The 12,371-nt window shown below is 63.0% G+C and carries 11 protein-coding genes; 5 read left to right on the forward strand and 6 right to left on the reverse strand.

Annotated elements, in window-relative coordinates; translation table 11 throughout:
* Nucleotides 1-25: 25 nt before the first annotated feature.
* The 6 genes from Q1M54_RS07585 to Q1M54_RS07610 all read right to left on the reverse strand — a co-directional run bounded on the left by Q1M54_RS07585 (nucleotide 26) and on the right by Q1M54_RS07610 (nucleotide 7,084).
* The gene (locus Q1M54_RS07585) at nucleotides 26-1,486 is read right to left on the reverse strand and encodes an amidase (protein WP_300555865.1); all 1,461 of its coding nucleotides are present in this window, start codon (nucleotides 1,484-1,486) and stop codon (nucleotides 26-28) included.
* A gap of 21 nt (nucleotides 1,487-1,507) precedes the next feature.
* The gene (locus Q1M54_RS07590) at nucleotides 1,508-2,968 is read right to left on the reverse strand and encodes an amidase (RefSeq protein WP_300555867.1); all 1,461 of its coding nucleotides are present in this window, start codon (nucleotides 2,966-2,968) and stop codon (nucleotides 1,508-1,510) included.
* A 104-nt stretch (nucleotides 2,969-3,072) separates the two neighbouring features.
* Nucleotides 3,073-4,050 carry a tripartite tricarboxylate transporter substrate binding protein gene (locus tag Q1M54_RS07595; RefSeq protein WP_300555869.1) on the reverse strand — a complete coding sequence of 326 codons (978 nt, stop codon included), beginning with the start codon at nucleotides 4,048-4,050 and terminating at the stop codon, nucleotides 3,073-3,075.
* Between the two features lie 135 nt (nucleotides 4,051-4,185).
* Nucleotides 4,186-5,256 carry a M14 family metallopeptidase gene (locus tag Q1M54_RS07600; protein ID WP_300555871.1) on the reverse strand — a complete coding sequence of 357 codons (1,071 nt, stop codon included), beginning with the start codon at nucleotides 5,254-5,256 and terminating at the stop codon, nucleotides 4,186-4,188.
* Entirely contained in the window at nucleotides 5,253-6,128 is an 876-nt protein-coding gene (locus Q1M54_RS07605; RefSeq protein ID WP_300555873.1) for a DMT family transporter, read from the reverse strand. The genes Q1M54_RS07600 and Q1M54_RS07605 overlap by 4 nt, the downstream gene beginning before the upstream one ends.
* The gene (locus tag Q1M54_RS07610) at nucleotides 6,125-7,084 is read right to left on the reverse strand and encodes a helix-turn-helix domain-containing protein (RefSeq protein ID WP_300555875.1); all 960 of its coding nucleotides are present in this window, start codon (nucleotides 7,082-7,084) and stop codon (nucleotides 6,125-6,127) included. The genes Q1M54_RS07605 and Q1M54_RS07610 overlap by 4 nt, the downstream gene beginning before the upstream one ends.
* A 155-nt stretch (nucleotides 7,085-7,239) precedes the next feature.
* Between Q1M54_RS07610 and Q1M54_RS07615 the strand changes: the two genes are divergently transcribed.
* Genes Q1M54_RS07615 through Q1M54_RS07635 form a run of 5 tightly spaced genes read left to right on the forward strand, consistent with a single transcriptional unit; the run spans nucleotide 7,240 to nucleotide 12,361 of the window.
* Nucleotides 7,240-7,968 carry a type 1 glutamine amidotransferase gene (locus tag Q1M54_RS07615; protein ID WP_300555877.1) on the forward strand — a complete coding sequence of 243 codons (729 nt, stop codon included), beginning with the start codon at nucleotides 7,240-7,242 and terminating at the stop codon, nucleotides 7,966-7,968.
* The gene (locus Q1M54_RS07620; protein ID WP_300555879.1) at nucleotides 7,965-9,230 is read left to right on the forward strand and encodes a cytochrome P450; all 1,266 of its coding nucleotides are present in this window, start codon (nucleotides 7,965-7,967) and stop codon (nucleotides 9,228-9,230) included. Before Q1M54_RS07615 ends, Q1M54_RS07620 begins: the two co-directional genes overlap by 4 nt.
* Before the next feature lie 11 nt (nucleotides 9,231-9,241).
* Nucleotides 9,242-10,534 carry a glutamine synthetase family protein gene (locus Q1M54_RS07625; protein ID WP_300555881.1) on the forward strand — a complete coding sequence of 431 codons (1,293 nt, stop codon included), beginning with the start codon at nucleotides 9,242-9,244 and terminating at the stop codon, nucleotides 10,532-10,534.
* Nucleotides 10,535-10,552: 18 nt separating this feature from the next.
* A complete protein-coding gene (locus Q1M54_RS07630) occupies nucleotides 10,553-10,867 on the forward strand; it encodes a 2Fe-2S iron-sulfur cluster-binding protein (RefSeq protein ID WP_300555883.1) in 315 nt (104 codons plus the stop codon).
* A gap of 9 nt (nucleotides 10,868-10,876) precedes the next feature.
* Nucleotides 10,877-12,361, forward strand: a complete 1,485-nt coding sequence (locus tag Q1M54_RS07635; RefSeq protein ID WP_300555885.1) for an aldehyde dehydrogenase family protein — start codon at nucleotides 10,877-10,879, stop codon at nucleotides 12,359-12,361.
* Nucleotides 12,362-12,371 lie beyond the last annotated feature (10 nt).

Genomic DNA, 12,371 nt, shown 5'->3' on the forward strand with positions numbered 1-12,371 from the left:
CTGTTAGGCCTGATCGCGTCCTTGGTCAACTAGGCCGCTTTTTCAGCCAGTCTCCTCGCACCGCTTCGTAGGCCGCTGCCACCTGCAACAAAGCCACATCGCCTTGCGGCTTGCCGATCAACTGGATGCCCATGGGCCAGCCGTGTGTCGGGTGAAAACCCGCGGGCAGGCTGATGGCGGGCAGGCCTGCGAGCGTTGCGTAGATCGTGCACTCCATCCAGCGGTGGTAGGTGTCCATGGCACGTGCGCCGATGTTTTGCGGCCAGCGCTCTTGCAGTGCAAACGGCCAGGTCTGGGCCACGGGCAAGGCCAGCAGGTCGTATTGGCCGAACAGGCCGAGCAGGTGCTGATAGAACGCGCTGCGTGTCTGGCTGGCCTGCATGAAGTCCATGTAGGACAGCTTGACCGAGTTCTCGTATTCCCACAGGGCCTCGGGTTTGAGCTGGTCTTTCGCACCCGGAATTTGCAGCAAGGCCGCCACCTTGGGGCCCACCAGCGCCCGGCGCCAGACCAGCCAGCAGTCCCACAGCGAATGGGTGTCAAAGCCCAAACCGATAGCGTCCACATGGGCGCCTTGGCCCGCCATGTGCTGCAGCGCGTCTTGGCACACGTCCAGAATGCCGTCCTCCATGGCCAGGTGGCCGTTCAGGTCGCCCAGCCAGCCTATCCTCAGGCCTGGCAGGCCAGGCAAACTACGCTGCGCATCGGGTGTGTACTCCAATCCTGATGCATCGACACTGCCATTGATCGACAAAGGCTGGCGTGCGTCATGCCCGGATTGCGTGGCCAGCAGGCGGGCCAGGTCGCGCACGCTGCGGGCCATGGGGCCTTCGGTGCCCAGTTGGTCCACCCACACATCAGCACCGGGGCCAAAGGGCACGCGGCCCTGCGAGGGGCGCATGCCAAAAATGTGGTTCCAGCCTGCCGGGTTGCGCAGGCTGCCCATGAAGTCCGAACCATCTGCGATTGGCAGCATTCGTTGAGCCACAGCAACTGCAGCGCCGCCGCTGCTGCCGCCTGCGCTCACCGCCGTGTCCCAGGCGTTGGGTGTGGCCCCAAACAGGGTGTTGAAGGTGTGCGAGCCCAGGCCCAGCTCGGGCATGTTGGTTTTGCCAATCACGATGGCCCCGGCCGCCTTCATGCGCTCGGTCATGATGCTGTCTTTGGCGGGCAGGGCCGCTTGCAGCACGGTGCTGCCAAAGGTGGTCGGAAAGCCCACGGCGTGCCCGGTGTCCTTGATGGCCTGCGGGATGCCGTGCAGCCAGCCGCGCGACTGACCTTTGGCCAGTTCGGCATCGCACTGGCGCGCCTGTGCCAGCAGCGTGTCTGTGGGTGCCAGGTTGACGATGGCGTTAAAGCGCGGGTTCAGCCGCTCGATGCGCTTGAGGTAAGCCTGCATCACTTCGGTGCAGGACAACTTCCGCTGGTGGATGCGCTCAGACAGTTCGCTGGCGTTGAAGTCGGTAATGTCAGTCAGGTCGGACATGGGCAGGGGGATTTCAGAGGTTCAAGCCAGGTGCGGTGGCGGCACAAAACCGCACCATTCGGTTTCAAGCCAGCGGGCCATGTTCAGGCACAGCGGATCGGCAAAACTGTTGCCGATGATTTGCGCGCCAACGGGCAAGCCGCCTGGGCTTTGACCGATCGGGACGGCGGTGGCGGGTAGGCCCACCACGCCGGAATAGCCCGCCCAGAACAGACTGTCGGTGTGGGCTTGGTCCTGGCCGTTGACCTGCAGCATGCGCTCCCAGCGCTCGCCTTGCTGGTTGTGCAAAAAGGCGGGCGATGTGGCCACCGGGGTGATGAGCAGATCCACCGACTCGAAGTAGCTTTGCCACTGTGCCCGCAGCACCGCGCGTTGCTGGTCGAACTCGACCCAGTCGCGGTGCGTCAGGGTGCTGCCGCGCCAGACGCGTTCGCGCATGGTGTCGAGTGCCGGGTCGGCCTGCTGGCCCAGGGCCTCAAAGCGAGCAAAAGTTGCATCGTCGAGCCAGGCCCCTGTGGCCGCGCGCAGCAGGTGGCAGTAAACGCGGTGTGACTGCGCGCTGTCCACCGGGCGGTGCTCGTCCAGCACGGTCACGCCTTGGGCGCGCAAAAAATCGGCCAGCGCGTGCAGCCGGTCTTGGATGCTCTTGTCTACCCGCGCTTCGGGGTCGTCGTAGACGATGGCCACCCGGCACTCCCGCAGCGGCTTGTCGTTGCGACGCCACTGCGCGGGCGTCCAGCCCAGCGGTCCAAACTGCTGCAGCGGCGTGGTCAGCACCTTCATGGCCAGCTGCAAGTCTTGAGCACTGCGCGCCAGGGGACCGGCCACGGCAATGTCGAGGCTGTCAATGCAGCGCACGCCCGGCAGCTGGTGGCCTTGCATGGGCACCAAGCCCCAGGTGGGCTTGTGCCCGTAGACGCCGCAGTAATGCGCAGGGTTGCGGATGGATGCGCCGATGTCGCTGCCCAGCTCCAGCGGGGTCATGTCTGCGGCCAGCGCCGCGCTGGCCCCGCCCGACGATCCGCCGGGCGAGCGGCGCAGGTCCCAGGGGTTGTTCGTGGTGCCATAGACCGGGTTGAACGTCTGCCAGTCGCCCAAAGCCACCGGCACATTGGTCTTGCCAAACACCACAGCCCCGGCGTCCAGCAGGCGCTGCACGGCCACGGCCGGTTTTTTTGCGATGTTGTCCTTGTACTGAGGAAAGCCCCAGCAAGTGGCCGTGCCCGGCAAATCAAACGACTCTTTCACAGTCATGGGCAGTCCATGCAGCGGACCCCAGTCCTCGCCACGGGCACGCGCCGCGTCGGCTTGGGAGGCGCGTTCATGGGCGGCCTCAAAGCTTCGCACCACCACCGCGTTGATCGGGCCATCGCGCTGCTCAACACGGGTGATGTGCTGCGCCAGCAACTGGATGCTGGTGACTTCGCCTGAATGGAGTCGGGCCATCAGTTCGGTGGCGGTGTTGTACGTGAAATCGGTCATGCGGCACAAAGAGGGCAGAAATGAAAAACCCGGGCATGTCACGAGGGGTGAGCATGTCCCGGGTGGCGCGAGCGTCAGCGCTTGTGCGCTGCGCCCTCAGGGCTTCACTGTGGTTCGACGTTGGCGGCCTTGAACAGCGCGCGGTAGCGGCTGACTTCCTGGGTGTAGAAGCGGTCCAGTTCGGCCACGCTCATGCCCGCAGGCACTTGGCTGCCGGTGGTGTTCATCCCTTTGACGAAGGCCTCAGACTTGATGGCCTCGTTCATGGCCTGGTTGAGTTTCTGAACCACAGCGTCAGGTGTATTTTTGGACACCTGCAAACCGATCCAGATGTCGAAAATAAAGTCAGACATGCCACGCTGAGCGCTGATTGGGGCAGCTTCAGGCAGTTGTGGGTGGGGCGCGGTGGAGGAGATGCCGATGATCTTGAAGCGGTTGTCCTTGACCATGCCGATGATGGGGCCTGCGACCGGCACGAAGGCCATGTCAACAGTGTTCCCGCCCAGATCGGTGTAGATTTGCACGGCCGCTTTATAGGGCACATGCAGCATGTCCAGACCCGTCAGCGTCTTGAAGCGCTCACCCATGATGTGATAAAGCGAGCCCTGACCCACGCTCGCGTAGCTGACCTTTTTGCCTTTGGCCCAGGCCAGGAATTCGGTCAAGTTGTTGACGGGCAGGTCCTTGCGCACGGCCAAGCCGATCGAGGTGCGACCCAACAAACTGGCCAAGCGCACTTCCTCGGGTTTGAACTTGACGGCTGACAGGGCCAGCGGCGCCATCACCAGCTCCATCGGGGTGCCGAGTAACTGGTAGTAGCCGTCAGCTGGTGCCGCCAATACCTTCTGGATGCCCAAAGCGCCGCTCACACCGCCCAGGTTTTCCACCATCATTTTCTGGCCCAAGCTTTTTTCGTACTCGACCTGAACCAGGCGGGCCACTGCATCCGAAGGGCCGCCTGCAGGGTAAGGCACCATCACGGTGACCATCTTATTGGGGAAGCCCTGCGCTGAGGCGCTGAGCACCATCAGGCTGCTCAGCAGGCCCGCGAGCAGGCTGGAAATCGTACGGCGTGAAATCATGGGTTCGTCCTTGTTGGTCCAGTTGAAGGGGGAGCGGTTGCCACCCCGGGTCAGGACCACAGTCTGAACAAGATACGGTTTAGAAGGTATCGAAAAATTGCAAAGTCTGGGCTGGGTTTTCCCGAGAAATGCGGTTCAGCATGGTGTGGTCAAGCCCTGCACCGCCTGGAGGGCCGCTTGCAGGCCTTGCTGCCAAACTTGTTTTTGCCACTCGGACGACGGTGGGTTGAAGGCCTGCAGCATGTCGGCTCGGATGGCGCGGTGCTGCTCGGGCGGGGCCTCGGGGTGCAGGGCCAGCCAGTGGTCGGCCCGCATGGCTTGGATCATCTGCGCCAGCGGCAAGGTGCCAAACTCCAGGCAAATGCCGGTGTATTGAGCCTCTGGGCACTCCTCGTCAATCGCCATCTGAATGGGCCCGGACAGGGGCACGCTTTGGGACGTGCCTGTGTCAACAGAGGTGATGTCTGGCCCCCACCATTGGCGGGCCCGCTGAAGTGTTTCGCCGTTGTCGGTGCAAGCAAAGATTCGCTCGCCATGGCCGTGTGGCCCCAAGCCCGTGTGCAGGTCGATCCAGGCGATCTGGCGGGCCTGACCCAAATGGGTTCGCAGCACCTGCCGGAATGTGCGGTGACTCCAGGTGGGAGTCAGACCCCCGAACCAAACGCCTTGGGGAAACTGGTATTGCCCGCTGGTGATGGCCCGCTGCATGCGGCGCTCGCCCCAGACCTCGGCCTGGGCTTGCAGTGCTGTCGTGGCTTGCGGGCTGGGCGGCCATTGTGGGGGCAGCAGCAGGTCTTGGACCTCGGCATAGTCGGCGTTGACCGGCAAGGGCCGGGCAAAGTCAATGAAGTTACGGTTGAGGTCCACGTTGTCCTCGTTGACCCGCCGCGCATGCGAAAATCCGTGCGGGTTGACCGCATGCACATGTACCACGGCCACACCGGGCGGCAGCGAGAGACAGTGCAGCAAACCGGTCTGGATGGCTGAGCCGCAAAAGCCTTCGATGCCATGCACCGCGCTGGTGGTCATCAGCACTTGGGCGGCATCTGCCGGGCCTTGGACGGCCACGTCCATGGCGAGTTCTTCGCCCTGTGCGCCCAGCAATGGCAATGCATAACGGTGCAACTGAGCCCCACAGGCGTCGGCAGCCAGAGCAAAACGCGCACGGGCCTCGCGGTAATTGGGGCTGAAAAGCGGTGTACTCATGGTTTGGCTTTTCTTTGGTTCAGCCAGCCAGCCGCCAGGCCAAAGCCCGCGATCATCCCCATGCCGCACAGGGCCAGAGCATCCGGCAGGTGGTCAAACATCCACCAACCGCCCAGCGCAGAGAAACCGATGGCCGAGTAAAGGTAAGGCGTTAAGACCGAGGCGGGCGCTTTGGAAAATGCCAGCACCGTGAAATACTGGCCGTAAGAGCCCGCCAGCGCCACCAAGCCCAGCAGGGCCAAGTCTGGCCAGGACATCTGGTCAGGCCAGAAAAAAGGCACTGCGGCCGACATCAGCGCAAAGCCCAGCGCGCTGGTGCACAGCTGAATGGTGAGCGGTGAGTCCTGCCGCGCCAAGTAGCCCGTGAGGGTCTGAAAGCCGGTGTAGCAAACCACTCCCATCATCGCCAGGCTGGCGCCCATGGGGTCCACATCACCGCCTGGGCGCACCACCAACAAGGCGCCCGTCATGCCGCCTGCCACACACAGCCAGCCCAGCCAGGACACGCTTTCCTTCATCACAAACCGGGCTACAAAAGTCACGGCCAGCGGTACCAGACAATAAATGGCGGTGAACTCGGCCACTGGCATGCGCTGTAAGGCGCCATAGCCAAACACGCTGCCGCTTACGACCAGCGCGCCGCGCAGCAGTTGCAGTCGCCACTGCCGTGTGCGCCACAGTTCGGGCGAATGCCTGCGCCAAATCGTGGCGCTGACCAGCGCGGTTTGCAGGGCGTAGCGCGTCCAGATGATGATGACGGGCGCCACGCTGAGCATCAGCTTTTTGCTCAGGGTGTCTTGCGTTGACAGGCAGGCCATGGCTGCGACCATGGTCAGGATGGCGGTGAGCTGGGTTTGGCTGGCGCTGCTCATCGCTTGTGCATCGTGTCCGAAGGCAGCTCGCCAAACAGGTGGCGGTAGTCTTGTGCGAACTGGCTCAGGTGCCAAAAGCCCCAGTGCGAGGCAATGTCCTGGATGGTCACGCCGGGCGCGGCTTGGCGCAAGGCGCGGCGCACGCTGTTCAGGCGCAGCGAGCGCAGGTACTTGATGGGCGTGGTGCCCAGCACGTCCTGAAAGCAGTAATTGAGTTTGCGTCGGCTGGTGCCCACGCGGCTGCACACTTCGAGGATGGACAGTGGCTCGTCGGCGTGGCCCATCATCAGCTCACACGCACGATCCACCAGTTTCTTGCGCCGCTCTAGGGTGGGCAGTTCGGAGGTGTCAACCTTCGCAGGCAAAGCTTCTAGCCATTCCATCAAGATTTCATCGCGCAGTTGGCGCAGGGCCTGTGGGTCGTGCTGGCGGTGTGCAAGGGCGCTGGCCTGGTCCAGGACGGTAAGTTGCAGGTCGCGCAGGGTTTGCGCCTTGATGTCGGTGGTTTTCAGCACCAGCTGCTTTTCGAGCCAATGCGCCAGAGGCTTTTGGTACATGCGCTCCCAAAGCGGGTTGAGCAGGCTGCGGTTAACCACCACGGCGATCAGGGTGAAGTGGGGTGGGGTGGTCAGGTCGACTTCATCGCCCTTGCCACACATGATGGCGTGGTCCGGCACCCTTTGACCGTTGAAAAACAAATCTGGCGAGTCCTGCAGCGCCATGGCAAAACCATAGACGCTGTCATCAAGCCGCCCGCGCTGACGCAAGGCAATGTTGGTGTCTTCACGAAGTAAGGTCACCTCGGGGAGCTGCACTTGGTGAATGCGCCCCTTGAACTGGCCGGGTGAGAGCTGCTCGTATTGCAGTGCCCAGCCCTGCTGGGCCAGGGCGTGCTGGTCCATGTCTTGGGTGTCCAGCACCTGGACCCATGCTGAATCGGGCACGGGGGAGCTCATCAGAGGCAGAAAACGCGGCACAAATGCATGCCCCTGAGTTTGCCCGTTTCCGCGGCACTCGCTTTTTCGTGGAAACCCGGGGTCCTCGGTGCCCAAACTTGATAGCGCTGCAGACGCCTTTTGCATAGCATGGACAACTGCCTGAAAGAGACCCGATGACACGACGCATTGCCGTTTTACTGACCAACGACGACACCTCGGCGTTTGCCGCGAAATTTCCGAATGATGGCCAAAAGGTGGTGCATCTGCTCCAACCCCTTCGCCCCGACTGGACTTATGAGGTGGTGCCGGTCAAGGACGGGGTGCTGCCTGCCAGTCCAGAGGCCTTTGACGGCTACGTCATCACCGGCAGTCCGGCCTCGGTCAACGACGACAGCCTTCATTGGGTGGGTCAGTTGCTGGATTTCATCCGGGCCGTGCATGCCGCTCGCAAGCCGCTGATTGGCCTGTGCTTTGGCCACCAGGCGGTGGCCCGGGCGCTGGGCGGGCAGGTGGCGCGCAACGCCGCAGGCTGGGGTCTGGGCACCGCCCCCACGAATTGGCATCGACAGCGCCCCTGGATGACCCCACCGCAAACCACCACCACCTTGATGGCCGCCCACAACGAACAGGTCACCAGCATGCCTGAAGGCGCCGTGTGTTTGGGTGGCAGTGACTTTTGCCCCATCGGCTCGATGCAGATCGGCCAGCACATCTGGACTACTCAGTTTCACCCCGAAATGCCACTGGTGTTCATGCAGGCTTTGCTGGGCTATCTGGCCGACAAGCTCGACCCCGCCACCATGGCCCGTGCCCACACCAGCCTGAACAACGCCGCCGATGTGCCCTTGTTTGGGCAATGGATGGTGCAGTTTTTTGATCACGCAAGGACCACCAACCCATGACCGTCTGGAACCCCACCGACGATGGCCACGCCGATTTGGCGGACCACGACAGCTATGTGAACGGCACGCCGCACAACACCTTCAAGCGCCTGCGTGATGAAGACCCCATGGCCTGGTGCGATTGGGCGGATGGCAAGGGTTTCTGGTCGGTCACGCGGCATGCCGACATTCTGGAGCTCAACCGCAATCACCAGCGCTTGTCCTCGGCGCAGGGCATCCGCATGGAAGACCAGTCGCATGAGGAGTACATGGCGCGGCGCACCTTTCAAGAAACCGACCCGCCCGAGCACACCCGCACCCGCATGCTGGTGGCCAAGGCGTTCTCCAAGCCCATGATGGCCTTGTACGAAGACCAGATCCGTGAACTCTGTGTGGGCATCCTTGACCAGGCCCTTGGCCAAGGCGAGTTTGACGCCACGCACCAGATCGCCCGCCAGTTGCCCATGCGCATGCTCGGGCGCATCGCGGGCCTGCCCGAGGAGGACCTGGACTGGCTGGTGGACAAGGGTGACGCACTCATGGCCAACACCGACAGCGATTTCACCAGCCATGTGGTCGACAAGATGGACACCGAGGCCTACCGCTTCATGCCGTTTCGCTCACCCGCCGGGGCTGACCTGTTCGACTACGCGGCCCAGATGATGGAACGCAAGCGCGCAGCGGGTGACACCAGCGGCGTGCTGCACCTGATCACCCAGCCCGACGCCCAGGGCAATGTGATCAGCGACACCGAATTTCGTAACTTTTTTTGTCTTCTGGTGGCTGCAGGCAACGACACCACTCGCTATTCGATCGCTGCCGCCTTGCACGCACTGGCCAACCAGCCCGGCTTGATGGCGCAGCTCAAGGCGGTGCAGGGCGAGGCCGCCTGGGAGGGCGTGGCCGATGAGTTCATCCGCTGGGCCTCACCTGCCACGCACTTTCGCCGCACCGCGACCGAGGACTTCGAGTACCACGGCAAGCAGGTCAAGGCGGGCGACAAGGTGCTGCTCTGGTTCATCTCGGGCAACCGCGACGAGCGGGCTTTTGACCAGCCGTTCACTGTCGACCTGAACCGGGGCGTGAACCGCCACCTGTCGTTCGGGCAGGGCGGGGCGCATGCCTGCCTGGGCATGTGGCTGGCGCGGCTGGAGTTGCGAGTTTTGCTGCAGGAGTTGATCAAGCGGGTGGACCGCATCGAGCAGACCGCACCGCACGCTTTTTTACGTTCCAACTTTGTCTCGGGCATCAAGCGTTTGCCCGTGCGCATGCACCTCATCTGAAAGGAAACACCATGTCCAATGTTCAAGAACGCCTGCGGGTGCTGTATTGCGACCACCTGGCCATCGCGCGGGGCAAGTACATAACGCTCAAACCCGGTCAGGGCGGCGGTGCCCGTTTTTGCAGAGGCACTTTTGGCGTCACTTACGAAAAAGAGCTGATTCCGGCCCCAGGCGCGATGGTCATGGAAGGCCTGCCTGACATGGAGGCGGCTTACACCGCCGAAGACATTCGCCCGGGCTGGCAGCCCTTCACCCAGGTGGCTATTGGCGATCTCAAAGCCAACGATGGCACGCCCCTGCCCATGTGCGGGCGCAGTGCTTTGAAACGCGCCGTGGCCGACTGGCAGGCCATGGGTTACGACCCGATGGTGGGCATTGAGCTCGAAGCCTTTGCTTTCCAGATCGAGCCCGACGGCTCGCTCAAACCCTACGACACGCCTGCGGCCCATGTGTATTCAACTGGTCCCTTCTCCGACCCGAGGGGTTTCACCGACGCCCTTTGGGAAAAAGCCACGGCCGCGGGCTTTCGCATCGACAGCATGAACACCGAATACGACGCGCCGCAGTTCGAATTCACGCTGACCTACGACCGTGCCGTGAAGGCGGTGGACGACATCTTCTTGTTTCGCCTGCTGGCGCGCGAAGTCGCTTTCCAGCACGGCATCGTTTTGACCTTCATGCCCAAGCCCATCCTCACGGTCGGGGGCAGCGGGGTGCACATCAACTTCAGCCTGCGTGACGGTCAAGGCCACAACGCGATTTCGGGCGGGCACGATGCCAGCCAGTTCAACGCAATCACACTGGGCTGCACCGCCGGGCTGATGCACCACCACCAGGCGCTGGCGGGCTTATTGGCGCCGTGCGCCAACTCTTACCAACGCCTGCAACCGGCCAGCCTGTCTGGCTTTTGGAAAAACTGGGCGGTGGACCATCGGGGCGTCACCGTGCGCTTGTCGGCTGAAAGCGGTGCGGGCGCTCGCATTGAGCACCGCATGGGCGACGCTGCGGCCAACCCCTACACGCACACTGCGGCAGTGTTGCAGGCCGCCCGCTTGGGCGTGGCCAACGCCTACCCGCTGCAACCCGCAGAGACGGGCGACTGCCTCGAAAACAAGGACGCTACCCAGAGCGTGGCAGAAACTTTGGGCGGTGCCCTGGATGCGCTCGAAGCCGACACGGCCCTGACCCAGGCCCTGGGCGAAGGCTTGGTGGCCAACCATGTGGGCATCAAGCGCCACGAGATTGAACGCACGGCAGGCCTGGAAGGCGATGCGCTGCGCGATTACTACATCCGATTCATCTGATCTGAAAGAACAAACCCCATGCCCCAAGTGCACTGGATCATGAGCAATGGCGATCGCGTGAGCGATGACGTCAACGAAGGCACCAACCTGATGGACGCCGCGCAGATGAACGGCATTCCCGGCATTGCAGGAGAATGCGGTGGCTGCCTGTCGTGCGCCACTTGTCATGTCTATTTGGATGACGCCTGGCTGGCCGCTTGCCCGCCCATGGAAGAGGTGGAAAACGCCATGCTCGACATCGTCATAGCGCCACGCCAAGCGGGCAGCCGTTTGAGTTGCCAGCTGATCGCGTCCAGCGCGCTCGATGGCATCGTGCTGCATGTGCCCGACTGAAAGCGCTTCATGAAACAGGAACAGATCGACGCCCTGCGCCACCTGCCCATTCCCGACCAAGGACTGATGATCGACGGGCAGTGGGCCGCTGCGACCTCCGGCCAGACGGTCCCCGTGATTTCACCCATCGACGGACAACAGCTCTGCACCATCGCGGCTGCTGGACAGGCCGATGTCGACCGCGCTGTTCAGGCCGCCCGCCGCAGCTTCGAGCAGGGCGTGTGGTCGCGCATGGCGCCAGCCGAGCGCAAGAAAATTCTGCACCGCATCGCTGACTGCATCGAAGCCCGCCATGCCGAACTGGCGGTGCTGGGCGTGCGCGACAACGGCACCGAAATTGCCATGGCCTGGAAGGCCGAGCCGGGCAGCGCGGCGGGCACCTTCCGCTACTACGCCGAGTGCGTGGACAAGATCAATGGCGAGATCGCCCCCACACCAGAAGGCACGCTGGGCTTGATCCACAAGGAGGCGGTCGGCGTTGTCGGGGCCATCGTGCCGTGGAACTTTCCGCTGATGATCGGTGCTTGGAAGATCGCGCCCGCTTTGGCTGCAGGCAACTCGGTGGTGCTCAAGTCGTCCGAAGATGCCTCGCTGTCTTTGTTGCTACTCGCGCAGCTGTGTCTGGAAGCAGGTTTGCCGCCGGGAGTGCTCAATGTGGTCACCGGCACAGGCGCTGAGGCGGGGGAGGCACTGGCGCGACACATGGATGTGGACATCTTGACCTTCACTGGCTCGGGCCCTGTGGGGCGTTTGCTGCTCAAGGCTTCGGCCGAGTCCAACCTGAAACGGGTGTACCTGGAACTGGGCGGCAAGTCGCCCAACATTGTTTTTGACGATGCGATCGACCTAGCGCAAGCCGCCAAAGTGTCGGCCATGGGCATCTTCCGCAACAGCGGTCAGGTGTGTGTGGCGGGCTCTCGGCTTTTGGTGCAACGTTCGGTACACGATGAATTCGTGGAACGGCTGCAAAAAATCGCTGCCAGTTTGCGTGTGGGCGATCCGCTGGATGTCAACACAGAGATCGGCGCGGTCAGCAGCGCCAGGCAACTTGCCAAAAATTTGGCAGCGGTGCAGACCGCGCAGCAGCAGGGCGCGCGCCTGCGGGTGGGCGGCCAAGCTTTGCAGCCCGTGGCGGGCGGCAGCTACATGGCGCCTGCCTTGTTCGACGGTGTGACACCCGACATGAACTTGGCACGCGAAGAAGTCTTTGGCCCGGTGCTGGCGGCCATGCCTTTTGACGACGAAGCCGATGCGGTGCGTCTGGCCAACGATTCGACCTATGGCCTGGCGTCGGCCGTGTGGACGGGGAGTCTGTCGCGTGCCCACCGCATGGTGCGCGCCATCAAGGCCGGGGTGGTGCACGTCAACACCTACGGCGGACCCGACATCACCGTGCCACTTGGCGGCGTGCGCCAGTCGGGCAATGGACACGATAAATCGATGCACGCCCTGGACAAATACCTGGACCTGAAAACGGCCTGGATTCAGCTTTGATTTTTGAAAG

It is taken from the genome of Limnohabitans sp. Rim8 (assembly GCF_943326455.1).
Classification (GTDB): domain Bacteria; phylum Pseudomonadota; class Gammaproteobacteria; order Burkholderiales; family Burkholderiaceae_C; genus Limnohabitans_A.